Genomic DNA, 25,740 nt, shown 5'->3' on the forward strand with positions numbered 1-25,740 from the left:
AGAAGGAAGAGCACAAGATGACCATCCTCAAATCCCAGCTTCAACCGTCGAGCGACACCTTCCGCGCCAACGCCGACGCCATGCGCACCGTCGTCGACGACCTCCGCGCACAGGTCGCACAGGCCGCGCAGGGCGGCAGCCAGGCCGCCCGCGACAAGCATGTCGCCCGCGGCAAGCTGCTTGCCCGCCACCGCATCGACGCCCTGCTCGACCGCGGCACCGCCTTCCTCGAGATCGCCCCACTCGCCGCCCACGGCATGCACGACGGCGACGTGCCCTGCGGCGGCATGGTCGCCGGCATCGGCCGCATCGAAGGCACCGAATGCGTGATCGTCGCCAACGACGCCACGGTGAAGGGCGGCACCTACTACCCGATCACGGTGAAGAAACACCTGCGCGCGCAGGAAATCGCGCAGCAGAACCGCCTGCCCTGCATCTATCTCGTCGACTCAGGCGGCGCCTTCCTGCCGATGCAGGACGAAGTCTTCCCCGATCGCGACCACTTCGGCCGCATCTTCTTCAACCAGGCCAATCTCTCCGCGCAGGGCATCCCGCAGATCGCCTGCGTGATGGGCTCGTGCACCGCGGGCGGCGCGTACGTGCCGGCGATGAGCGACGAAACCGTCATCGTGAAGGACCAGGGCACGATCTTCCTCGGCGGCCCGCCGCTGGTGAAGGCCGCCACCGGCGAGGACGTGACCGCGGAAGACCTCGGCGGCGCCGACGTGCACACGCGCGTGTCCGGCGTGGCCGACCACTTCGCCGAGAACGACCACCACGCGCTGGCGCAGGTGCGCCGCATCGTCGCCAACCTCAACTGGCGCAAGCAGGGTTCGCTTGCGATGCAACCGGTCGCGGAACCGCTGTACGCGCCGGACGAACTCTATGGCGTGATCCCGGCCGACACACGCAAACCCTACGACGTGCGCGAAGTGATCGCGCGCCTCGTCGATGGCTCGCGCTTCGACGAATTCAAGGCGCGTTACGGCACCACGCTCGTCACCGGCTTCGCGCACCTGCACGGGCATCCGATCGGCATCGTCGCCAACAACGGCATCCTGTTCTCCGAGTCCGCGCTCAAGGGCGCGCACTTCGTCGAGCTGTGCAGCAAGCGCGGCATCCCGCTGCTGTTCCTGCAGAACATCACCGGCTTCATGGTCGGGCGCAAGTACGAGAACGGCGGCATCGCGCGCGACGGCGCCAAGATGGTGATGGCGGTGGCGTGCGCGAAGGTGCCGAAGTTCACCGTCGTCATCGGCGGCTCGTTCGGCGCCGGCAACTACGGCATGTGCGGCCGCGCGTACTCGCCGCGTTTCCTGTGGATGTGGCCGAACGCGCGCATCAGCGTGATGGGCGGCGAGCAGGCTGCGAGCGTGCTCGCACGCGTGCGGCGCGACGGCATCGAGGCGCGCGGCGGCTCGTGGTCGAGCGAGGACGAGGACACGTTCAAGGCGCCGATCCGCGAGCAGTTCGAGGCGCAGGGCCACCCGTACTACGCCAGCGCGCGACTGTGGGACGACGGCATCATCGATCCCGCGCAGACGCGCCGCGTGCTCGGGCTCGCGCTGTCGGCCTCGCTCAATGCACCAGTTGAGCAGACCGAGTTCGGCATCTTCCGGATGTGATGCGATGATCACTTGCACTCAGTTTCAGAGCGGCCACCTCGAGATCGAACGCAGCGGCACCGTCGCCACGCTGTGGATGACGCGTGCCGACAAGCACAACGCCTTCGACGAAACCCTGATCGACGACCTCGCCCGCGCCAGCCGCGCGATGGGTGAGGACGACGCCGTGCGCGTCGTCGTGCTGGCCGGCCGCGGCAAGAGCTTCTCCGCCGGCGGCGACCTCGACTGGATGCGCCGCGCCGCGGGTTACGGCATCGACCAGAACCGCGCCGACGCCGATGCACTCGCCGCGATGCTGCGCACGATCGCCGAGCTGCCGAAGCCGACCATCGCACGCGTGCACGGCGCCGCGCTCGGCGGCGGCATGGGCCTCGCGTGCGCCTGCGACATCGCCGTCGCGTCGGACAACGCCGTGTTCGCGACCTCCGAAGTGCGCTTCGGCCTGATTCCCGCGACCATCGGCCCCTACGTGCTGCGCGCGATCGGTGCGCGGCAGGCCTTGCGTTACTTCCAGACCGCCGAACGCATCGATTCGGCGCGTGCGTTGCAGATCGGCCTCGTGCACGAGGTCGTCGCGTCCGATGCACTCGATACGAAGATCGCCGAGATCGTCAGCGCACTGTCGACCGGCGGTCCGAACGCACAGGCCGCCTCGAAACGCCTGATCGCCGACCTCGCCGGCCAGCCAGTCGACGACGCCCTCGTCGCCGACACCGCCGACCGCATCGCCCGCATCCGCGCCACCGACGAAGCGCGCGAAGGCCTCGGCGCCTTCCTCGACAAACGCGCCGCAGCCTGGACGCAACGCGCATGAGCACCCGTCTGTTCGACACCGTCCTGATCGCCAACCGCAGCGAGATCGCCTGCCGCGTGATCGCCACGTGCCGCCGGCTCGGCATCCGCACGGTCGCCGTGTATTCCGACGCCGATGCGAACGCCCGCCACGTGCGCCTCGCCGACACTGCCGTGCACATCGGCGCCGCGCCTGCGCGCGAGAGTTATCTGGTGGCCGAGCGCATCCTCGCCGCGGCCCGCGCGACCGGCGCGCAGGCGATCCATCCGGGCTATGGCTTCCTGTCGGAGAACGCGGACTTCGCCGACGCCTGCGCCGCGGCCGGCATCGTCTTCATCGGCCCGCCCGCGAGCGCGATCCGCGCGATGGGCAGCAAGAGTGCGGCGAAGGCAATGATGGGCGCCGCCGGCGTGCCGCTGACGCCGGGTTACCACGGCGACGATCAGCGCCCTGCGTTCCTGCGCGAGCAGGCCGATGCGATCGGCTACCCCGTGCTGATCAAGGCCAGCGCCGGTGGTGGCGGCAAGGGCATGCGGCTGGTCGAACGCAGCGAGGACTTCGAAGCGGCACTCGCCTCGTGCCAGCGCGAGGCTGCGTCGTCGTTCAACGATCAGCACGTGCTGGTCGAGAAATACGTGTTACGCCCCCGCCACATCGAGATCCAGGTGTTCGGCGACAGCCACGGCAATGTCGTGCACCTGTTCGAGCGCGATTGCTCGGTGCAACGACGCCACCAGAAGGTGCTGGAAGAAGCGCCTGCGCCGGGCATGACGCCCGAGCGCCGTGCGGCGATGGGTGCGGCTGCGGTGGAAGCGGCGCGCGCGGTCGGTTACGTCGGCGCGGGCACGGTGGAATTCATCGCGAGCCAGGACGGCGCGTTCTACTTCATGGAGATGAACACGCGCCTGCAGGTGGAGCATCCGGTCACCGAGATGATCACGATGCAGGATCTGGTCGAGTGGCAACTGCGCGTGGCGGCCGGGGGAGCGCTGCCGCTGTCGCAGGACGAGCTGACGATCGACGGCCATGCGATCGAAGCACGCATCTATGCCGAGGATCCCGAGGGCGGTTTCCTGCCGTCGACCGGCACGCTGCAGCATCTGTCGTTCCCGCCGGCGTCGGAGCATGTGCGCGTCGATACCGGCGTGGAACAGGGCGATGCGATCGCGCCGTTCTACGATCCGATGATCGCCAAGCTCATCGTCTGGGACAGCACGCGCGAACGTGCGCTGCAGCGCATGGCGGGCGCGCTGGCGCAGGTGCGCGTGGTGGGCGTGCGCAGCAATGTCGGGTTCCTCGAACGGCTGGTGCGCAGCGAGCCGTTTGCGACGGCGGACCTCGATACCGGCCTGATCGCGCGGCATCACGATGCCTTGTTTCCGGCCATTGCGTCGCCGGACGACGCGGCATGGGCGCTGGCGGCGCTGGCGTTGCTGCTGCGGGATCGTGGTGCGGGCAGTCATGGCCTCGACACGGATGCAGTCGGCGCGCAGCGGCACGGCGACTCGCTTTCGCCAGCTCGCGCGGGGGCGTCGACATCATCGCCGTGGGACATCCGCGACGGCTGGCGTCTCAACGGCGTGCTGGTGTCGCACGTGACGCTGTCGATCGGCGACGAGCGGCGCGATGTGCGGGCCACGCATTCGGCCGACGGCTTCGCACTGTCGCTTGGCACGTCGACCTGGCAGGCCCGCGGCACGCTGCACGCGGGCCGGCTGCAGGCCGTGCTCGGCGAGCGCCGCATCGACGCCGGGGTGGTGTTCGTGCCCGATCGTCTCCACCTGTTCGTCGACGATGCACGGTTTGTGTTCGACGTGATCGATCCGCTGGCGCATGCCGGTGAACACGACGCGCAGCATGGTGGACTCGTGGCGCCGATGCCGGGGCGGATCGTCGCATTGCTCGCCGCGCCGGGCGCGCGCGTGGAACGCGGCGCGCCGTTGCTGGTGATGGAGGCGATGAAGATGGAGCACACGGTGGCTGCGCCGGCGGCGGGTGTGGTGAAAGGATTCTTCGCGGCGGTTGGCGAGCAGGTGGCGGACGGCGCGACGCTGGTCGATTTCGAGGCCGACGCGGACTAGAACGGAGCCGCGGACCACGACCACCCTCTCCTACCGTCATTCCCGCGAATGCGGGAATCCAGTGACCTTTCTTTGGTTCATTTCTCCTGACTTTGCTTCGTCGGCATTTCAAAACCGAGCAAGGTCACTGGATTCCCGCATTCGCGGGAATGACGGTGGGAGAGGTTTTCGTGACGTATTGCGCACGAGCTTCGGATCGGACATCAAGAGCGACGCGTCGGCGTCGTGAGCGAGGCCTCGGTTCGACGGCGATACCGGCAACATTCGGCAACACCGGAGACAGACGTGAATACTCCTGACACCTCGAACGCAAACCACGTCCGCATCGTCGAAGTCGGCCCGCGCGACGGCCTGCAGAACGAGAAAACCATCATCCCCGCGGCGACGAAGATCGCGCTGATCGACCGCCTATCCGCCTGCGGCTTCCCGGTCGTCGAAGCCACCAGCTTCGTCAGCCCAAAATGGGTACCGCAACTTGCCGATGCCGACGACGTGCTGCCCGCGATCGCGCGCAAGGACGGCATGCTCTATCCCGTCCTCGTGCCGAACGAAAAAGGCCTCGACCGCGCACTGGCTGCCGGCGTACGCGAAATCGCCGTCTTCACCGCGGCGTCGGACGCCTTCAACCAGCGCAACATCAACTGCGACATCGCCGAGTCGCTGCGCCGCATCGCGCCGGTGATCGAGCGCGCCAAGGCCGACGGCCTGTGGGTGCGCGGCTACGTTTCCACCGTGCTCGGCTGTCCGTACCAAGGCGAGGTTCCGCTCTCCGACGTCACACGCGTCACGCGCGAGCTGTACGCACTCGGCTGCGACGAGATCTCGCTCGGCGACACCATCGGCGTCGGCACGCCGCGCAAGGCGCGCGCGATGCTCGAAGCCTGCGCCGACGACGTGCCGATGGCGAAACTCGCCGTGCATTTCCACGACACCTACGGGCAGGCACTCGCCAACATCGCCGCCTGCCTCGACGCCGGCGTGCGCATCGTGGACAGCGCCGTCGGCGGCCTCGGCGGTTGCCCGTACGCGCAGGGCGCGAGCGGCAACGTGGCGAGCGAGGATCTGGTCTACATGCTGCACGGGCTGGGCATGCAGACGGGTGTCGACCTCGATGCGGTGTGCGATACCGCGCGGTGGATCAATGGCGAGCTGCGGCGAGCGCCGGTGAGTCGGCTGGCGCAGATTCCCAACGAGCGACGGTTTCCGAAGACGAGCGCGGCGTGAGATTCGTTCGCACACTCGATGGTCACGACGGCGGACGCGCGCGCCTTCGCTTTTCGTGACGAACTGACATCGACCTTCGGCACAGCGGCCCTGAGAAGCCCCTCTGGCCCTATACCCAGCTACCCAATTGTCCTGTTCCGCGCCGATATGCACTTGCCGCGGAATCACGGATTGAGCCTGCATCGGAATCCGTAGCCAGTCGCTTGCGCAACCCCTTCCGGATAGTCATTCCCGCAAATGCGCAGTGCTCTCCGGAGAAAATGCCAACTCCACGCCGCTCGGCGTGCCGCCACGCGACCGGCACGGCAACCAGGCCAACCCGCGACTCGATCACCGACCACCCACCGTCGTCCCGGCGAAAGCCGGGACCCAGAGACGTTGCTCTGGGCAGACCGATCACGCAGGAGAACCAAGCAACGTCACTGGGTCCCGGCTTTCGCCGGGACGACGGGATGCGGTGCAAGACGCTCTCCGGACAGCCATGCGCATTCGCGGGAAGACGAGATCGGGATGCATCGCGGCTCTCTCATGCGCTGCTTCGAACAGCAGCGCAACTAGGACGCGAGATACCTCGCAATCGCCTCGCCGGCCTCGCGCCCGTCGTGCACCGCGGTCACCACGAGGTCCGCGCCACGCACGTTGTCGCCGCCGGCGAAGATCTTCGGATTGCTGGTCTGGTATTTCGGCGCCACCGCGCGCACGCGGCCGTCGGCTTCGAGATCGACACCGTGCTCGCCGAGCCACGCCGCCGGGCTCGCGCGAAAGCCGAACGCGAGAATCACCACGTCGGCAGCGATCAGCTGCTCGCTGCCTTCCACCGGCTCCGCGCTGCGGCGGCCCTTCGCGTCCGGCGGACCAAGGCGTGTTTCGATGACGCGCACGCCGGCGAGGTTTCCGTCCGCATCATGCTCGATCGCCAGCGGCTGGCGGTTGAAGACGAAGCCGACGCCTTCATCGCGCGCATTCTTCACCTCGCGGCGCGAACCCGGCATGTTGGCTTCGTCACGGCGGTAGACGCAGGTGACCTGCATCGCGCCCAGGCGCACCGAGGTGCGCACGCAGTCCATCGCGGTGTCGCCGCCGCCGAGCACGACGACGCGTTTGCCGGCGACGTCGAGCAGCGGATCGACGTCGCCGCGCTCGGATGCCGGCGTACTGTCGGACGAAATGGCCAGCAGGCGTCGCACGTTCGCGACCAGGAACGGCAACGCGAGGCGTACATCGTTCCCATCCTGCCCCGGCAGGCGGCCATCGAGCGGCGTGTAGGCGCCGGTGCCGACGAACACCGCGTCGTAGTCGCGCAGCAGGTCGGCGAAGGCGAGGTCGGTGCCGATGTCGACACCGAGATGGAATCGCACGCCCATCGCTTCCAGCACGCCGCGGCGCGTGGCGATGACGTCCTTTTCGAGCTTGAACGGCGGGATGCCGAAGGTGAGCAGTCCGCCGATTTCCTCGTAACGGTCGAACACGTGCGCCTCGATGCCGCGGCGCGCCAAGCGATCCGCGCACGCGAGCCCGGCAGGCCCCGCGCCGATCACGGCGACGCGCTTGCCGGTGGACACGACGCGCGACAGATCCGGCCGCCAGCCTTGCCGGAACGCTTCATCGACGATGTATTTCTCGACCGAGCCGATCGTCACCGCGCCGAAGTCGTCGTTGAGCGTGCATGCGCCTTCGCACAGCCGGTCCTGCGGGCAGATGCGGCCGCAGATCTCCGGCAGGGGGTTGGTTTCGTGCGCCAGCGCCGCGGCCTCGAACAGGCGGCCGGCCTTCGCCAGCGCGAGCCAGTTCGGGATGTAGTTGTGCACCGGGCACTTCCACTCGCAGTACGGATTGCCGCAGTCGAGGCAGCGGCCGGACTGCTGCGCGGCGGACGAGGCATCGAAACCGCCGTAGATTTCCTGCCAGCCGGTGATGCGCACCGTGGTCGGCACTTCCGCCGGCATGCGCCGCGGGATGTCGAGGAACTGGAAGACGTTGTCAGCCATGGGCGTGATTCGTGATTAGTGATTGGCAAGAGCGACGTTGTCGATAATCGGGAGGCGCACCGCGCTTTTTCGAATCCCGAATCCCGAATCCCGAATCACACTCCCCATCACGCCGCCCTCCGCAGTGCGTCGATCAGCGAATCCAGCGACGCCGCGCGCGGCTTCACCACCCAGAACTTGCCGACGAAATCGCGGAAGTCGCCGAGGATCTGTTCGCCCCAGACGCTGCCGGTTTCGTTGACGTGGTGCAGGATCTGCAGCCGCAGGTGCTGCAGCTGGCTGTCCATGCCTTCGGGCGAGAGGCGATGGATGTCGATGAGTTCGTGGTTGTAGCGGTCGACGAAATCACGCTCCATGTCGAGCACGTAGGCGAAGCCGCCGGTGAAGCCCGCGCCGAAGTTGACGCCGGTGCGGCCGAGCACGGTGACGACGCCGCCGGTCATGTATTCGCAGCAGTGGTCGCCCGCGCCTTCGATCACCGCGGTGGCGCCGGAGTTGCGCACGGCGAAACGTTCGCCTGCACGCCCGGCCGCATACAACACGCCACCGGTCGCGCCGTAGAGGCAGGTGTTGCCCATGATCGGCGTCTCGCGCGCCACGAAGCGCGCCTCGCGCGGCGGGCGCAGCACGATCTTGCCGCCGGCCATGCCCTTGCCGACGTAGTCGTTGGCGTCGCCTTCGAGCTTGAGTTCGAGGCCGTTCGCGTTCCACACGCCGAAGCTCTGGCCGGCGATGCCGGTGAGGTGCAGCGTGATCGGCGCGTCGCCCATGCCGTGGTTGCCGTGCGCGCGGGCGATCTCGCCCGAGAGCGCGGCACCGATGGCGCGGTCGAAGTTCTTGAGCGCGTAGGAGAATTCGCCGCCGTGTTTGTGCGCGATCGCCTCGCGCGTGTCGGCGACCATGCGCGAGGCGAGGTCGGCGCTGTCGTGCGGTGCGTTCTGCGCGTCGGTGCAGAAGCGCGGGGCGTCGTCCGCCGCGCCGCCGTCGGCGAGCAGCGGCGAGAGGTCGAGGCCGCGTTGCTTGGTCGTGGCGCCGTCGAGCACCTGCAGGTACTCGGTGCGGCCGATCAGGTCTTCCAGCCGGCGCACGCCGAGCACCGCCATCCACTCGCGCGTTTCCTGCACAACGAAGCGGAAGTAGTGGATCACCATCTCCGGCAGGCCGATGAAGAAGTTGTCGCGCAGGCGCTTGTCCTGCGTGGCGACGCCTGTGGCGCAGTTGTTGAGGTGGCAGATGCGCAGATACTTGCAGCCCAGCGCCACCATCGGCGCGGTGCCGAAGCCGAAACTCTCGGCGCCGAGGATCGCGGCCTTGATCACGTCGAGGCCGGTCTTCAAACCGCCGTCGGTCTGCAGCCGCACCTTGTGGCGCAGGCCGTTCGCGCGCAGCACCTGCTGCGCTTCGGACACGCCGAGTTCCCACGGCGTGCCGGCGTACTTGATCGACGACATCGGCGAGGCACCGGTGCCGCCGTCGTAGCCGGAGATGGTGATGAGGTCGGCGTGCGCCTTCACCACGCCCGCGGCGATGGTGCCGACGCCGGCGTGGCTGACCAGCTTCACCGACACCAGCGCGATCGGGTTGATCTGCTTGAGGTCGAAGATCAGTTCCGCAAGATCCTCGATCGAGTAGATGTCGTGGTGCGGCGGCGGCGAGATCAGGCCGATGCCCGGTTTCGCGTAGCGCAGGCGCGCGATGAGTTCGTTGACTTTGTGGCCGGGCAGCTGGCCGCCTTCGCCGGGCTTCGCGCCCTGTGCCACCTTGATCTGCAGCACTTCGGCGTTGACCAGATATTCCGGCGTGACGCCGAAGCGGCCGGACGCCACCTGCTTGATCTTCGACATCTTCTCGGTGCCGTAACGCACCGGGTCTTCGCCGCCTTCGCCGGAGTTGCTGCGGCAGCCGAGGCGGTTCATCGCGATGGCGAGGGCTTCGTGCGCTTCCGGCGACAGCGCGCCGAGGCTGATGCCGGCGGAATCGAAACGCGGCAGCAGCGATTCCGCCGGCTCCACGTCGTCGATCGGGATCGGCGAACGCGAGGCATCGAGCACGAGCATGTCGCGCAGCACGGTGATCGGCCGGCCGTTCACATGGTCGGCGAAGACCTTGTAGTCGGCGTAATCGCCGCTGCGCACGGCGCGTTGCAGGCTGCCGATCACGTCCGGGTTGTAGGCGTGGTACTCGCCGCCGTGCACGTACTTGAGCAGGCCGCCGGGCAGCAGCGGCGCGGCATCGTCCCAGCTTTCCTGCGACTGCGCGTTCGTCTCTTCCTCGAACGCGGCCCACGTGGCGCCGCCGATGCGGCTGGGCGTGCCGCGGAAGCACAGGTCGACGATGTCGCGATCCAGCCCGACGATCTCGAACAGCTGCGCGCCACGGTAGCTGCCGATGGTGGAGATGCCCATCTTCGACAGGATCTTGAGCAGGCCCTTGCAGATGCCGCGGCGGTAGCTGCGACCGAGCTGCGCGGGTTCCGAACCACGCTTCGCATCGAGGATGCCGCTGCGGCCGAGGTCGAACAGCGTCTGGTAGGCGAGGTAGGGATAGATCGCGGTGGCGCCGAAGCCGATCAGGCAGGCGAAGTGGTGCGGATCGCGTGCGGTGCCGGTTTCGACGATGAGGTTGCAGTCGCAGCGGATGCCGGCGGCCACGAGGCGCTCGTGGATCGCGCCGACGGCCATCAGCGGATGCACGAAATACAGCCCGCGCTGCGGATCGAAGTCGGACAGCAGCAGGATCACCGCGCCGTTGCGCACCGCCGCCTCGGCTTCATCGGCCAACCGCGTGACGGCATCGCGCATCGATTCCTGCGCCGGATCGTAGAACAGCTTGATCGTGGCCTGCGCCTCGCGGAATTCCTCCATCGCGAGGATCTGTCGCAACTTGCGCTGCGACAGGATCGGCGAGTTGATGACGATCTGGTGCGCGGATTCCGGCGTGAGTTCGAAGGGATTGCCTTCGCGGCCGATCGGCGTGGTGAGGCTCATCACGATCGATTCGCGCAGCGGATCGATCGGCGGATTGGTGACCTGCGCAAAGGCCTGGCGGAAGTAGTCGTACAGCGAACGATGCTGCTGCGACAGCACGGCCATCGGCGTGTCGTCGCCCATCGAGCCGGTGGCTTCCTGCTCGGTTTCGGCGAGCACGCGCAGCACGGATTCGCGTTCTTCGCGGCTGAGGTTGAAGAGCTTCTGGTAGCGGCGCAGCGTGGCCGGGTCCATCGGCTCGGCCGCGAGCGAGGGATCGATCAGGTCCTGTTCGACGTACTTGAGCCCGCGCTTGAGCCAGCGCTTGAACGGCGCGCGTTCGCGATTGATCTCGTCGATCTTCGGCGAATCGAGCAGCTCGCCGCTGTAGAGATCGACCGCGATCATCTCGCCCGGGCCGAGCTTGCCCTTCGCGACGATCTGCTCCGGCGGGCAATCCCACACGCCGGTTTCCGAGGCGATGGTGAGGTGGCGATCGCGCGTCAGCGACCAGCGCGCCGGGCGCAGGCCGTTGCGATCGAGCGTGCACGCGGCGTAGCGGCCGTCGCACAGCACGATCCCGGCGGGGCCGTCCCACGGATCGGAGTTGAGGCCGAAATACTGGTAGAACGCGGCCAGATCCGAATCGGTGTTTTCCAGCACCGAGGTGGCCGGCGGCACGAGGATGCGCATCGCGCAGAGCAGGTCCATGCCGCCGGCGAGCAGCAGCTCCAGCATGTTGTCGAGGCTCTGCGAATCGGAGCCTTCGAGCGAGACCGGCGGCGTGAGTTCGCGCAGGTCGATCGTCGGGCTGCGCCACTTCGCCACGCGCGCACGCGCCCAGCGGCGGTTGCCTTCGATGGTGTTGATTTCGCCGTTGTGCGCGAGCAAGCGGAACGGCTGCGCCAGTGGCCAGCGCGGCGCGGTGTTGGTGCTGAAGCGCTGGTGGAACACGGCCACGGCGGCGGCCATGTCCGGATGCGTCAGGTCGGGGAAGAAGTCCGCGAGCGCTGGCGCCAGCACAAGGCCCTTGTAGCCGAGCGTCCACGCGGAGAGGCTGATGACGTAGAAATCCTCGACGTCGTGCAGGCGCATTTCGGCACGACGGCGCGCGAGGAACAGCGCGCGCTGGAAGCTGTTCTGGTCCATCGATGCGGCGGGGCACACGAACAGCTGTTCGATGCGCGGCAGCGAGGCGAGCCCGATCGGCCCGCATGCGGACTCGACCACCGGCACCTCGCGCCAGCCCGCGACGCGCACTTCCACGCGTTCGAGCTCGGCGGCGAGCGTGTCGCGTGCGCGCTGCGCGAGATCGTTGTCGCGCGGCAGGAAGATGTTGCCCGCGGTGAAGCTGTGGCCGAGGCGGATGCCGGCATCGTCGGCGACGCGGCGCAGGAATTTCTCGGGGCGGTGCAGCAGGACGCCGCAGCCGTCGCCGGTCTTGCCGTCGGCCAGGATCGCGCCGCGGTGCGACATGCGCGCCAGCGACGACAGCGCCGTGTCGACCAGCCAGCGGCCGGGTTTGTTGTCCAGGTTGGCGATCAGCCCGAAACCGCAGCTGTCGTGTTCGAATCGCGGGTCGTAGAGGCCGGCCCCACTCGCACTGGCTTGCGCCGACATCGGTTCCGCTCCCTGTTCCGCAAGTCGCCCGACCGGCAATCCGGCACGGCGTGCGACGGTTCCATGCCGGCGCGTCCGCGCATTCGCGCGACGTTTGCCGACACGGCGACGGCGATGCATCCCTTGATCGCCGGGCGACACCTCCACGCGCGGACGTTGCGGTCCGTGACGGGGAACGAGGGGTCGCGTGTCGACTTAAGCACAGATGTTGCGGCGCGGCAAATGTGTCGGCGCGGTGTCGGGAAAGGGGGATGGGGTGGCACAGCAACGAAGTCCCGCGTCCTCCAGGCTGCGACACCCGCCCCCACCGTAGTCCCGGCGAAAGCCGGGACCCAGCGGCGTTGCTCCGGCGCGACCACACCACAGCCAGACAGAGCAGCGTCACTGGGTCCCGGCTTTCGCCGGGACGACGGTGGGTGGTGTCGCGAGATCCCCGAAGAGCTGGACGGATGCGCGGCAATGACGCCGAAGGGGGAGTGCGAAGCGCAATCCCGACATCACACAAAGGCGGCCCCACATCGTCATCCACCCACCCTCGCCCCCCAACCCCGCCACCCTTTCGTGCTAAAAACGCCGACCGGCGCCGCCCACAGGCGCATCTCTGGAACCGTCCACCCGTGAGCCTGTTCTCCCTCCTGCGCAAACCCGCCTGGGAACACCGCGACGCCGCCCGCCGCGCCGACGCCGCCGCGCGCGACACCAGCCCCGAGCTGCTGCAGAAACTCCCCGACCTGGCCCGCAACGATGCCGACGCACAGGTGCGGCTGGCTGCGCTGCGCCGCGTTGAGGATCTTTCGCTGCTCGGCGACCGCATGCGCAACGACACCGACGCCGGCGTCCGCGCCGCCGCGCGCCAGCGCTACCTGCAACGCCTCGGTGACGCGCGCGTGCCCGTGACCGAACGCGAACGCGTGCTGCGCGTGGAAGACGACAACGACATCCTCGCCCAGCTCGCGGTGTCCGCGCCGGAGCCGGAACTGCGCCAGCTCGCGCTCGAACGCGTCGCCCGCCCCGGACTCATCGCCGAGCGCTGCCTGAAGGACCCCGATCCGGCACTGCGCCTGTGGCTGCTCGACCGCATCGACGGCGTGCCGGCGCTCGAACGCATCGCCGACGCCGCACGCAAGACCGACAAGACCCTCGCCCGCACCGCGCGCGAGCGCGCCTTTGCGCTGAAACTCGAACGCGGCGATGCGGCGGCCTCGCGCGAACGCGCGCTCGCGATCTGCGACGAACTCGACGCGCTGCGCCGCGCCGTCGCCAGCACCGCGCGCGAACGCGCCGACGCGCTGCAGGCCGAGTGGAACCTGCTGCGCGAGCGCTTCGACGAGACGATGGAACGCCGCGTGGCCGGCTACTTCACCGCGCTCGCGGCCGCGATCACCGCGCCGCAGCCGCGCACCGCCGCCAGCGCCCCGGCCGGCGCCACGCCCGCGCTCGAACATGACGGCCACCTCGACCTGCCCGACGCCCCGGCGCCGATCCCCGCGCCGATCCCGGATCTGCCCACGCGCGACGTCGACCCCGCGCTCATCGCCCTGCTCGGCGAGCTGGAAGCACGCGCCGACCGGCTCGGTCCGCGCGACCTGGACGGCATCGAGCGCCGCTGGCTCGCCCGGCTGTCGCAGGCGCAGCCGCTGCTCGACGAAGAGCGCGAGACCGAGCGCCGGTTCCGCGACCTCGCAGAACGGCTGCGCGCGAAATTCGCCGAGGCCGCGCGCGCGCGCGAGGCCGCCGCCGCGCAGATCGCGCCGACGCTCGACGCACTGCAGACCGCGCTCGATGCCGGCAAGCTTGCCGATGCCCGCGCTCTCGACGCCGAACTCGGCACGCTGCGCAAGACCGCCGGCGATGCCATGCCTCGCGCTCTGTCGCTGCGCATGGGCGAGGCGGCGCGTGCACTCGCCAAACTCGCCGAGTGGCAGCACTGGTCGAACAACAAGGCCCGCGCGCGGTTGTGCGACGAGATCGAAGCGCTGGCATCCAGCGGCCTGCACCCGGATGCCGTCGCGGTGAAAGTGAGGGAAGCGCAGGCCGAATGGCAGCGCATGGACGACAGCGAACGCGCGCCCGGCAGCGGCGAGACCCCGGTCACCGGCCTGTCGCGCCGCTTCCGCGCGCTGTGCCACCGCGCCATCGCGCCGACGCGCGCCTACTTCGAAAAGCGGCACGAAGTGCGCGCCGCCAAGCGCGAGGAGTTCGATGCGCTGCTCGACGAGATCGACACCCGGTTGAACGACACGCTCTCGCCACCGGCGCTGATCGGCGTCAAGCGCCGCATCGTCGATCACCTGCGCCGCGTCGACGAGCTCGAACCGAAACAGCGCGGCGAACTCAGCCGCCGCCTGCGCGCGGGCCTCACCCGTATCGACGAACTGCTGTCCGCGCACGAAGCACGCGCCGAAGCGGCCAAGCGCAAGCTGTTGTCGAACCTCAAGCGCGAGTTGCAGCATGTGGACCTCGACACTGCGCTGGAGCGCGCGCGCAACGCGCAGGCCGAATGGAAACAGCTCGGCCGCGCCGCGCGCGGCGTCGACGACGCGCTGTACCAGGAACTCAAGGCGCTGACCGATCCGTGGTTCGCGCAGGCCAGCGATCAGCAGCGCGCCGCGGCCGAGAGCGACGCCGCGCAGCAGGCCGAGGCCCGCGCCATCCTCGACGAGCTGGCGGAGCTGGCGCAGGGCGATGCCGAGGCGTTGCGCGCGGCGGAGTCGCGCATCGCGGCCCTCAACGCACGCTGGCGTGCCTTGACGCCGCCGCGGGCGGAGCCGGAGGCGCGCGATGCCGCGCGGCGCGACGGTGGCGCGCGCGGGGCGGCGCGCGGCGCCGCCGACGGGCGTGGCCCGAACACGCGGGGTGGGGAGCGTCGCGACGTCCGCCGCGACGATCGCGGACCGCGCACCCGCGACGCCGCGCCGCGCCGCAGCGGCCCGGACGAACGCGCGTACGACCGTGCGCTGGAACAGGTGCAGGCCGCGCAGCAGCGGGCGAAGCGCGAACGTGCGGCGGCCGAGCTTTCCGCCATCCGCGACGCCTCGCGCCTGTGCGACCAGCTCGAAGCGCTGACCGCGGACAGCCCGCAGTCGCAGCGTGCATCGCTGGAAGAGCGCTTCGAAGCGATCGTCTTGCCCGGCGATGCGGCCGCAGCGCTGAAGCAGCGTTTCGACGCGGCGCGCGATCCGGAATTGAGCCTGCCGCTCGACGGCGCTGCCGGCGATGCGGGCGCGTTGGCCGAGGAACTGGTGGTGCGGGCGGAGCTGGCCGCCGGTGTCGACACACCCGCGGACGCACGCGAACTGCGCCGCCGCTGGCAGGTGAAGCGGCTGGCCGAACGGCTCGGCGGCGGGGCCACGGACAGCGCGGCGCAGACGGACGAAGTGCGCGGGCTGCTGATCGCGTTCGCCGGCCTGCGCGGCGTCGAGCCCGCGTTGCGCCACGCGCTGGCGACCCGCATGGACACCGCCGTCCGCAGCGTCGAATAACTGTCGCGCCCTTCTCCCCGCAGGAAACGGTGCCCGAAAGCCGGATGAGCGTCCTTCTCCCCTCGGGAGAAGGTGCCCGAAGGGCGGATGAGGGCGAGTCACGGCAGGCGTCGCGAACCTGCGCAGCGATGCGACGTTTTTGCTTCCACAAGAGGCCTCGACAGGGCGAAGGTGGCGCCCTCATCCGCCTGCCGGCACCTTCTCCCGCAGGGAGAAGGGACGCACGTTGCGGCGCCGGGGTCGAATCGACATTGCCGCCGCCCGAATTGCCCTCGCCGCGAAACACATCGACCCCCGCCCCGCACCGGGTTACCCTGCGCCCATCGCGCGCAGCCGAGGTGTCCATGCTCAGCATCCTGGTCGCAAGTTCCAAGGGCGGGGTCGGCAAGACCACGGTGTCCACCAACCTCGCCGCGTACTTCGCGCTGGCGGGCAAGCACACCGCGATGGTCGATGCGGACCGGCAGGGTTCGGCGCGCCTGTGGTGCGAGAAACGGGCGAACCTCGACGCCGTCGTGCTGCCGCTCGACGGCACGCGCCGCGGCTGGGACAGGCAACTGCCCGACGACACCCAGCGCCTGGTCGTCGACGGCCCGGCCGGTGCGATGGCCGACGATCTCGGCCAGTTCCTCGACCGTGTCGACGCCGTCGTGGTGCCGGTGCTGCCGTCGGTGCTCGATCTGGAAGCCACCGTGCCGTTCCTGAACTCGCTGTCCGCGCACGAGCGCATCCGCAAGGGCAAGCTGCCGGTGGGTCTGGTCGCGAACCGGCTCAAGCCGTGGACCAACGCCTCGCAGCAGGTGATCGAGCAACTCGGTGCATGGCCGTACCCGCTCGTGGCGCAGCTGCGCGACACGCAGGCCTACGTGCTGCTCGCCGGCCTCGGCAAGAGCCTGTTCGACTACCAGTCCGAGCAGGTGCGCAACCACCAGGAGGACTGGACGCCGCTGCTGCAGTGGCTGAAGAAGGTCAACAAGGGCAAGTGACGCCGGCGGCGCGCCGCACCGGGCGCATCGCACATACGTGCCGCACGCCGCGACGGCGCAGGGCCACAGCGCATCGGCGCGAATCGTCGCAGTCCGCTTCATGCCCAGTTCAAACCCGATTAAGGCCGGCGCCTCTAGCGTCCGGGGTTCCAGACCCCGGAGTGTTGCCATGATGCGTTTCTCCACCGGCCTTGCGGCCGCCTTCTTCGCCGCCGCGTTTGCCGGTGCACCCGCGCAGGCCTACACGCCCGAAAGCGGCATCTGGTGGAATCCCAACGAATCGGGCACCGGCGTCGTCATCGAGGTGCAGGACAACCTGATGGTGGTCGCGGCCTACGTCGGCGATACGAACGGCAACGCGACCTGGTACACGGCCACGGCCTTCCTGCAGGGCAACGCACTGTTCGAGGGTTCGCTCGACCTGACCGAAGGCTCGCAGTGCATCGGCTGCCCGTACCTCGGCCTGCCGACGGTGGTTCCGGGCGCCGGCGGCGATCTGACCATCGTGTTCGATCCCGACGACGAAACCCGTGCGGCGCTGACCTGGGACAACGGCCGCACCATCCCGATCGAACGCTTCGAGTTCTACACCCGCCGTCCGGAAGACGGCGCCACGCCGGTGGACATCACCAAGATGCTCGGCGAGTGGCAGTGGGTGCTGGACTTCTCCAACGGCGACACGGTGAACCTGTCGCCGTACTACGGCGAGGTGCTGGTGTTCGATCAGTACGAGTTCAACACCCAGGATCAGCGCTGGTACTACGACGGCTGCCGCCCGGACGACAGCCTCATCGGCGGCTGCAGCGTCGGCGACGACGGCGCGCTGTCGCTGCACAGCGCATCGGGCTGGTACGATCCGGAGGACAACCTGCAGATCATCGTGGTGGACGATTCGGCCGAGAACTACGCGCTCTACGTCGCACGCATCGGCACCAACGACGGCGAGGGCGAGGTCACCATCTACCGCAAGGGCACGCAGCCCGGCGACAACGCGTTTCCGGCGCGCGCCTGGCGATCGGCGAGCCGCACGTACGTGCAGGAAGGCGTCGGTCCGAACAAGCGCGCCACGTCCGGCACCACGCGCCGCCCCGGACTGGGCGACCTGTTGTCGGTCGACGGCCGGCTGCCCGGCAAGCGCGTCGCCACCGCAAGCAAGTTCGACCTGACGGCATTGACGCCGGTGATCGCGGAACTCGAGCGTCGCCTCGAAGAGCGCACGCAGCGCTGACCTCCGGCGGTCGTGACGCAGGCGCGACACCGCGCGCCTGCGTACCCCTCGATCTCGGCGCCCGGATGGGGCGAGGCGTGCCGGAGCCGTGGTCGTCGCGTCGGCTGATCTGCACGCGACGAGGCCACACTGCGGGATCCTCGTCGCGTCCGGTATCCTGCGCGGGGTGAAGACCGACCCCGCGTTCCCCATCGACCCCCTGCTGCCGCAGCTCCTGCGCAGCCTCGACGCCCATCCCCGCCTCGTGCTCGAAGCGCCGCCCGGCGCCGGCAAGACCACGCGCGTGCCGCCGGCGCTGCTCGACGCGGCGTGGCTCGGCGAGCGCAAGGTGCTGATGCTCGAACCGCGCCGCGTCGCCGCGCGTGCCGCGGCCGGTTTCATGGCGAAACAGCGCGGCGAGGACGTCGGCCGCAGCGTCGGCTACCGCATCCGCTTCGAGAACCGCACCAGCGCGGCGACGCGCATCGAGGTGGTGACCGAAGGCATCCTCACGCGCCTGCTGCAGGACGATCCGCTGCTCGACGGCATCGGCGCGATCCTGTTCGACGAATTCCACGAGCGCCATCTCGCCGCCGACCTCGGCCTCGCGCTGGCGCTCGACGTGCAGGCGCAGCTGCGGCCGGACCTGCGCATCGTCGTGATGTCGGCCACGCTCGACGCCGAGAAACTCGCGCGCGTCCTCGATGCGCCGCGGCTCACGTCGGAAGGCCGCGCGTTTGCGGTCGAGGTGCAGCACTTCCCGGCGCGGCGCGAGGAGCCGCTCGAGGTGCAGGTGAAGCGCTGCGTCGAGCACGCGCTCGCGACGCATCCGGGCGACGTGCTCGTGTTCCTGCCCGGCGCGCGCGAGATCGCGGCCTGCGAGCGCCTGCTTGCGCATGCGGACGCACGCGTGCTGCCGCTGCACGGCGAGTTGCCGGTGGAGGCGCAGTCGGCGGCACTGCAGCCCGATCCCGACGGCCGTCGCCGCGTGGTGCTGGCGACCAACGTGGCCGAGTCGTCGGTCACGTTGCCGGGCGTGCGCGTGGTGATCGATGCCGGCCTTGCACGCGAACCGCGCTTCGATCCGAACTCCGGCTTCTCGCGGCTCGACACCGTGGCGATTTCGCAGGCCTCGGCCGACCAGCGCGCGGGCCGCGCCGGGCGCGTGGCGAACGGTTGGTGCTATCGATTGTGGCCGCAGTCGCAGCGGCTGGAACCGGCGCGGCGCGCGGAGATCGCAAGCACCGAATTGTCCGCACTCGCGCTCGAACTCGCGGCCTGGGGCGCGTCCGATCTGCGCTTCGTCGACGCGCCGCCGCCCGGTGCGCTGGCCGCGGCGCGCGAGCTGCTGCGCCGGCTCGGCGCGCTCGACGGCGATGCGATCACCGCGTTCGGGCGCAAGCTGCTTGCGCTCGGCACGCATCCGCGGCTCGCGGCGATGCTGCTGGCGCCGTCGCGCGCCGACGAACGCGCGTTGGCCTGCGATCTTGCGGCGCTGGTCGAAGCGCGCGATCCGCTGTCGCGCACGCGTCGCGACGACGTGGCCGCCCGCTGGCAGGCGCTGGCCGCGTTCCGCCACGGGCGCACGCCGCCGGAAGCATCGCGCGGCGCGCTGGCGGCGATCGACCATGCCGCGACGCAGTGGCGCCGTCGCCTGCGTGTGGATGCGTCGCCGCCCGCGTCCGTGCCCGCGCATCTGCTCGGCGATCTGTTACTGCACGCGTTCCCGGACCGCATCGCGCGCCAAAGCCCGAACGACCCGCGCCGCTACCAGCTCGCCAACGGCCGCAGCGCGCGCCTGTTCGACGACAGCGCGGTCTACGGCGAACCGTGGCTCGTCATCAGCGAACTGCGCGACGACCCACGCGAGGCGCTGATCCTGCGCGCCGCACCGCTCGACGAAGCGCGGCTCGAACGCGAGTTCCCGCAACGCTTCGTCACCGAGGACCGCGTGGTGTGGGATGCCGCGCGCAACGGCATCGCCGCGGTGCGCGAGCGACGCTACGACCGCATCGTGCTCGACCTGCGCCCGCTCGCCACGCCGGACCGCATCCGCTTCGCCGAGGCGCTGGTCGACGCGGTGCGCCAGCTCGGCCTCGCTGCGTTGCCGTGGACCGACGCGACGCTGCAGTGGCGCGAACGCGTGCGCTGCCTGCGCGACTGGATGCCCGAACTCGGCCTGCCCGATGTCGGCGACGATGCGCTGCTCGACACGCTCGACGCGTGGCTCAAGCCCGCACTCGCCGGCAAGACGCGGCTCGATGCCTTGTCCGAGAGTGAACTCGGCGATGCCTTGCGCTCGGGGCTCGAGTGGGCGCTGCGGCAGCGCATCGATGCACTCGCGCCGACACGCATCACGGTGCCGTCGGGCATGGAGCGCCGCATCGTGTACGCACACGATGCCGCACCGGTGCTCGCCGTCAAACTGCAGGAACTGTTCGGCCTGGCCGACACCCCGCGCATCGCCGACGGCCGCGTGCCGCTGACCTTGCACCTGCTGTCGCCCGGCGGGCGGCCGCTGCAGGTCACGCAGGACCTGCGCAGCTTCTGGGAACGCACGTACCCCGAGGTGAAGAAGGAGATGAAGGGGCGGTATCCGAAACATCCGTGGCCGGACGATCCGTGGACGGCGACGGCGACGCATCGGGCGAAGCCGCGCGGGACGTAGTCGAAGCCGGCTTGCTGTGGGCCGGTCCGTTCGCATGCGAGCCCATCACGCCCCCGCTCCGTCGTCCCGGCGAAAGCCGGGACCCAGTGACGTTTCTTGGTTCTCATTCAAATCACCCACGAGAAGAGCAACGTCACTGGGTCCCGGCCTTCGCCGGGACGACGGGAATGGGGTAATCCGGAACTCAAGTCGTGCTCCGGCTTCGTTGTGATGAAGGCCGCATCGGACCAGGCTACGCGGCCAGTGGCCCGCTCATTCAATCGGACAGCAGTGGGCGAACGCCGGGACGACGGTACGGGTAGACCCGCCGTCGCGCGGCGCGTGCGGTGTCGCGAGCGCGTGCGTGCGCGCGCAAAATTCGCTTGCTCGGCCGATGCGCGTCGTCGGCGCGCGGCAAACGCGCTACGCCGCCGCGGCGCCGCCTTCGAACGGCACCAGCCACGCCGTCGCCACCGCCGCCGCGAGCATCGCCATGAGTCCGAGTGCCACGAACGCGCCGTAACGCCAGCCGCCGCTGACGAAGGCCAGCACCGATTTCGCCACCGCGCTCGCACCGAGCAGCGCGATCACGCCCCAGCGCGCATCCGCGATGGCCAGGCCGCCGCCGGCCAGTTGCCCGAGCGATGCGCCCGCCGCGTGCAGTTCGGCGATCGCCACCAGCGTGGCGGCCACCAGCGCCCCGCGGTCGCCGACCTGTTCGCGCAACCACGCCGACAGCAACAACACCGCCGCGACAATGGCCGCGAAGAGCAGCGCATGCGACAGGCGGAACGCACGCGCCTGCGGTTCGTCCGGAAGCGCGTCTGCCGCGCGCGGCGCCTTCCACAAGCCGAACGCGCCGGCCGCGGCGATGGCCAGGCCCGCGGCCAGGAGCGGCCAGGCCGCCGCGCGCAGCAAGGTTGCCGACGCGGCACCGATCACGGCCGCAAACAACAGCAGCGATGCGAGGTTCGCGAGCAGCGCCGCCGCCACCGCCGGCACCAGCAAGGCGTCGGTGTCGCGCGCGCGCTGCCCGAACCCCGCCACCGCCGCCGTCGACGACGCGAAGCCGGAAAAGAAGCCGGCCATCGGCAGGCCCCAGCGCGCGCCGACCAGGCGCAAGGCAATGTGGCCGGCGGCGCCGACCGCCATCACCAGCACCACCAGCTTCCACAACGACGCGGGTTCGAGTGCGCCCCACGGATCGACCGCGTGGTCGGGCAGCAGCGGTAGCACGATCAGCGCCGCCGCGGCCAGCAGCAGCAGGTCGCGCAGCTCGTTCTGACTCATGTGCTCGTGCGTGAAGCGGTGCAGCGCGCCCTTGGCCGACAGCAGGATCGCCACCAGCACGCCGAGCGCGGCGGCGAGCGCCGGCCGGTTCAGCGCGAGGCCACCGAGCAGGAAACTCAGCAGGATCGCCACCTCGCTGGTCAGACCCGGGTCGCGCTCGCGCGAACGGGTGTAGCTCGCGACCGTCAGCGTCAGCACGCCGACGCCGGTGACCACGCTCGCCCAGACGCCGAGCACCGTCGCCACCGCGCCGCTGAGCGCGAGCAGCGCATGTGTGCGCAGACCGGCCGCGCCGCGGTCCTCCTCGCGGCCCTGGCGGCGCTCGCGTTCGAGGCCGATCAGCATGCCGATGCCGAGCGCGACGGCGAGGCCGATCAGCAGGTCCGGCGGCAGTTCGAGTTCTTCAAGGGTCTCCATCGCGCGAGGATGGCGTGCAGGATGCGTCGAAATCAATGCGCGGCGCGGCATGCGTTCGGGTGTCGTGTGGTGCGACGGGCATTGCGTGCTCGTGGGATCGCGGGCGCCTCGCCCTCTCCAACGTCATTCCCGCGAATGCGGGGCTCTCAGCAGCGAAGCTGGTAATCCAGTGCCTCTTCTTGGTGTTGCTCTGCGTTGACCGCTCCATGCCCACAGCAAAGACAAGAAGGGGCGCTGGATTCCCGCGTTCGCGGGAATGACGTCGGGTGGGGTGGCGGCGTGCGACCTTGCTTCGGCTCCGACCCGGGATCCGATTCGGGATCCGACCCGGGACGTTCCCGGACTCGGGATTCGACCCGGGATCCGCTCGAGCAACCTCGCTGGGTCCCGGCGTTCGCCGGGACGACGGGCTCAACGCTCGTCGGCGACGGGCGGCGGCGATGTGCCCGACACCGACGCACCGGCGTACGCCTCGAGACGGGCCCGCACGGCGCGTGGCCCGACCGCCGAGGAGTGCCGCCATGTCGAACCGTTTCGCCTGTGGTCTCGCCCTGTCCTTCGCCGCTTGCTGCAGCGCCGCGCAGCCACCGCAATCCGATCCGCAACGCCTGCACGCGATGGTGCGCGAGGTGCGCCCGCCCGGTGTCGACGTGCTGAACCTCGGCAGCATCGACGGCAGCGTGCGCCTGCTCGGCACGGCGCAGACGCTCGGTGCGATCCGAACGCTGGCATCAAGGATGGCGGCGTCCGGACTGGTGGCCGATCCGCACGTCGACGCCGTGCATTCGCCGAAGGAAGGCCCGCACGTGTTCGCGCTGAGCGGCCGCGATCGCAACGTGTCGATTGCAACGATGCCGACTGGCGCTATGCCGGCGGCGAGTGAGTGGTAGCGTTTGCTTGCGTCGCAAGACGGCAGTCGCAATCCTGCAGCCTTGCTGCTGCCGAGTGCTGCGAGCTGCGATCCTTCTCCCGACGGAAGAAGGGTGAGGCAGCTACCGCTGGCCGAACGCAGGCGGATAAGGGCGCCACCTGTGGGCTGGCGAGGCGCATGCGAGCAGCGCAAGTCCGCCTGCAATCCTTTTCGAAGCGTTCAGTCCGGCACGAACCGTCTCGCCCTCATCCGGCTGCCGCCACCTTCTCCCGACGGGAGAAGGAACGCGCGATGGGACGCGCAGTGTGGCCGTGCACCTTCTGCTTACGCGGCGCGCGTCGCTGCAAACAGCCGCAAGGCTTCGGTGCCACCGGGTAACGTGACATCGCGCTCGTACACGAATCCGATCGCCCGCAGCAATCGGATCGAGGCCGCATTGTCCTGCGCCGTGATCGCCACCACGCGCGCCATGCCGTGCTGCGCGAAGCCCGCGTCGAGCGCCGCGCGGGCGGCTTCGAGCGCGTAGCCCTGGCCGCCGAATTCCGGGAAAAAGGCGAAGCCGATGTCCGGATCGTCGAGGCCGTCGCGCTTGAGCAGGCCGCACAGGCCCATCGCCGCGCCGTCGTCGCGGCGCTCGACGAGGTAGAGGCCGTAGCCGAGCCGCGTGTACATCGCCACCGGACCGTTTGCGATGTAGCGCCGCGCGTCGTCGAGGCTGCGCACGCCGCGGTCGCCGATGTAGCGCAGCCAGCTCGGGTCGTTGAGCAGGCGCAGGATGAAGTCGGCGTCGCTGTCGCGCAGTTCGCGCAGGTCCAGGCGTGGCGTGGCGAGGATGGGCATGAAGCGGGCACGCGATGGGAAACGGACATGCTAGCGGGTGTCCGCGCCCGCGAGGTGCTCGATATGCCTGCATCGCGATGCAGGCACGGAGCTGCGCCACTGCAGGCGCCCGGCCGTGGCCGCGCCGCGCGAAAAGGAAGGCCTGCCCCGCGCAACCGGGGCAGGCCTTCGTGCCGCTCGCGTCGGGCGGCGCCAGCATGCTGTCGCCACCCCACGCGCCCCTGCGCGCACCGGACCCTCGGGAGGGAGGAAAGGACCCGGTGCGCGAGTCCTTACTCGTAGGCGGATTCGCCGTGCGAGGTGATGTCGAGGCCTTCGCGCTCGGCTTCTTCGGTGACGCGCAGTCCGACGGTGTATTTCACGACCAGGAACGCGATCGCCGCGACCACGCCCGACAGCACAACGGTCACCAGCACGCCCTGCACCTGGATCCACACTTGCGCGCCGATCGAATACTCGGCGAGCGCGGTTTCGGTGACGTAGTCCCAGAGGCCCGCGCCGCCGAGCGACGGGGCCGCGAACACGCCGGTCAGCACCGCGCCGACGATGCCGCCGACGCCGTGCACGCCGAACACGTCGAGCGCGTCGTCCGCACCGAGCAGGCGCTTCAGTCCGCCCACGCCCCACACGCAGGCCGCACCGGCGATGGCGCCGATGGCGAGTGCGCCGTTGAGCCCGACGAAGCCGGCCGCCGGCGTGATCGCCACCAGCCCCGCCACCGCACCCGACGCACCGCCGAGCAGCGACGGCTTGCCCTTGCCGATCCACTCGATGAAGGTCCATGCGAGCACCGACGCCGCCGTGGCGAGGAAGGTGTTGACGAAGGCGATGGCCGCGACGCCGCCGGCTTCCAGCGACGAGCCCGCGTTGAAGCCGAACCAGCCGACCCACAGGATCGACGCGCCGATCATCGTGAAGGTGAGGTTGTGCGGCTTAATCGCCTCGCGCCCGTACCCCGTGCGCCTGCCGACGATGTACGCGCCGACCAGGCCCGCGACCGCGGCATTGATGTGCACCACGGTGCCGCCGGCGAAATCGAGCGCGCCCTTCGCGAACAGGTAGCCCGACGCCGCCAGCACCTCGGGCACCGCCTCGTTGCTCGTGAACGCATCCGGGCCCGGGAAGAACCACACCATGTGCGCCATCGGCAGGTAGGCGAAGGTGAACCACAGCACGGTGAACAACAGCACGCCGGCGAACTTCACCCGCTCCGCGAACGCACCGACGATGAGCGCGCAGGTGATGCACGCGAACGCGCCTTGGAATACGAAGAAGGCAAGTTCCGGGATGACCACGCCCTTGGTGAAGGTGGCGCCGTTCGCGGCCGTGGTCAGGCCTTCGGCGAACAGCCGGTCCCAGCCGCCGATGAAGGCATTGCCCGGCGTGAACGCGAGGCTGTAGCCGTACAGCGCCCACAGCACCGCGACGAGCGAGAACACAACCAGCGTCTGCACCAGGATCGAGAGCACGTTCTTGCTGCGCACGAGACCGCCGTAGAACAGCGCGAGGCCGGGCAGCGTCATGAAGATGACGAGCGCGGCGCAGGTGAGGATCCAGGCGACGTCGCCCTTGTCGGGCACCGGCGCGGCGTCCTGCGCGAGTGCGGCCCCGGCGAGTCCGACGCCGGCGATGGCGACGATCGATTTCAGCGCGGCGGACACGCCGCGCGACGGAACAGTGTGTCGAGACATGAGTCGTGATCC

General features: G+C 69.7%; 14 protein-coding genes. 9 read left to right on the forward strand and 5 right to left on the reverse strand.

The window, feature by feature from the left end; translation table 11 throughout:
• The first annotated feature begins 17 nt into the window (after positions 1–17).
• From HNQ52_RS05245 to HNQ52_RS05260, 4 genes are all read left to right on the forward strand, one after another.
• Entirely contained in the window at positions 18–1,625 is a 1,608-nt protein-coding gene (locus tag HNQ52_RS05245; protein WP_183960071.1) for a carboxyl transferase domain-containing protein, read from the forward strand.
• 4 nt (positions 1,626–1,629) lie between these two features.
• Positions 1,630–2,439, forward strand: coding sequence for an enoyl-CoA hydratase/isomerase family protein (locus HNQ52_RS05250; protein WP_183960072.1), 810 nt, complete (start codon positions 1,630–1,632; stop codon positions 2,437–2,439).
• On the forward strand, positions 2,436–4,499 hold the full coding sequence (locus HNQ52_RS05255; RefSeq protein ID WP_221281955.1) for an acetyl/propionyl/methylcrotonyl-CoA carboxylase subunit alpha: 2,064 nt from the start codon (positions 2,436–2,438) through the stop codon (positions 4,497–4,499). Before HNQ52_RS05250 ends, HNQ52_RS05255 begins: the two co-directional genes overlap by 4 nt.
• 285 nt (positions 4,500–4,784) lie before the next feature.
• A complete protein-coding gene (locus tag HNQ52_RS05260; RefSeq protein WP_183960073.1) occupies positions 4,785–5,723 on the forward strand; it encodes a hydroxymethylglutaryl-CoA lyase in 939 nt (312 codons plus the stop codon).
• A 554-nt stretch (positions 5,724–6,277) separates the two neighbouring features.
• Here the strand turns inward: HNQ52_RS05260 and HNQ52_RS05265 are convergent.
• The gene (locus tag HNQ52_RS05265; RefSeq protein WP_183960074.1) at positions 6,278–7,711 is read right to left on the reverse strand and encodes an FAD-dependent oxidoreductase; all 1,434 of its coding nucleotides are present in this window, start codon (positions 7,709–7,711) and stop codon (positions 6,278–6,280) included.
• Positions 7,712–7,818: 107 nt separating this feature from the next.
• Positions 7,819–12,297 (reverse strand): glutamate synthase large subunit, encoded by a 4,479-nt coding sequence (gene gltB, locus HNQ52_RS05270; protein WP_183960075.1) that lies wholly within the window; start codon positions 12,295–12,297, stop codon positions 7,819–7,821.
• Positions 12,298–12,914: 617 nt separating this feature from the next.
• Between gltB and HNQ52_RS05275 the strand changes: the two genes are divergently transcribed.
• The 4 genes from HNQ52_RS05275 to hrpB all read left to right on the forward strand — a co-directional run bounded on the left by HNQ52_RS05275 (position 12,915) and on the right by hrpB (position 20,640).
• A complete protein-coding gene (locus tag HNQ52_RS05275; RefSeq protein ID WP_183960076.1) occupies positions 12,915–15,779 on the forward strand; it encodes a hypothetical protein in 2,865 nt (954 codons plus the stop codon).
• 344 nt (positions 15,780–16,123) lie between these two features.
• Complete coding sequence (locus HNQ52_RS05280; RefSeq protein WP_183960077.1) at positions 16,124–16,765, forward strand: ParA family protein; 642 nt, start codon at positions 16,124–16,126, stop codon at positions 16,763–16,765.
• A 169-nt stretch (positions 16,766–16,934) separates the two neighbouring features.
• Positions 16,935–17,993: a hypothetical protein gene (locus HNQ52_RS05285; protein WP_183960078.1), complete on the forward strand. Its 1,059-nt coding sequence runs from the start codon at positions 16,935–16,937 to the stop codon at positions 17,991–17,993.
• A gap of 166 nt (positions 17,994–18,159) precedes the next feature.
• Positions 18,160–20,640, forward strand: coding sequence for an ATP-dependent helicase HrpB (gene hrpB, locus HNQ52_RS05290; protein ID WP_183960079.1), 2,481 nt, complete (start codon positions 18,160–18,162; stop codon positions 20,638–20,640).
• Between the two features lie 402 nt (positions 20,641–21,042).
• On the opposite strand, the gene HNQ52_RS05295 is transcribed toward hrpB, so the two are convergent.
• The gene (locus tag HNQ52_RS05295) at positions 21,043–22,326 is read right to left on the reverse strand and encodes an MgtC/SapB family protein (RefSeq protein ID WP_183960080.1); all 1,284 of its coding nucleotides are present in this window, start codon (positions 22,324–22,326) and stop codon (positions 21,043–21,045) included.
• A 521-nt stretch (positions 22,327–22,847) separates the two neighbouring features.
• Between HNQ52_RS05295 and HNQ52_RS05300 the strand changes: the two genes are divergently transcribed.
• Positions 22,848–23,216, forward strand: a complete 369-nt coding sequence (locus tag HNQ52_RS05300) for a hypothetical protein (RefSeq protein ID WP_183960081.1) — start codon at positions 22,848–22,850, stop codon at positions 23,214–23,216.
• Between the two features lie 305 nt (positions 23,217–23,521).
• Here the strand turns inward: HNQ52_RS05300 and HNQ52_RS05305 are convergent, their stop codons facing one another.
• Positions 23,522–24,037, reverse strand: a complete 516-nt coding sequence (locus HNQ52_RS05305; protein ID WP_183960082.1) for a GNAT family N-acetyltransferase — start codon at positions 24,035–24,037, stop codon at positions 23,522–23,524.
• Positions 24,038–24,309: 272 nt separating this feature from the next.
• The gene (locus HNQ52_RS05310) at positions 24,310–25,728 is read right to left on the reverse strand and encodes an ammonium transporter (protein WP_221281956.1); all 1,419 of its coding nucleotides are present in this window, start codon (positions 25,726–25,728) and stop codon (positions 24,310–24,312) included.
• Positions 25,729–25,740 lie beyond the last annotated feature (12 nt).

Source organism: Chiayiivirga flava (assembly GCF_014202825.1).
Lineage (GTDB): Bacteria > Pseudomonadota > Gammaproteobacteria > Xanthomonadales > Xanthomonadaceae > Chiayiivirga > Chiayiivirga flava.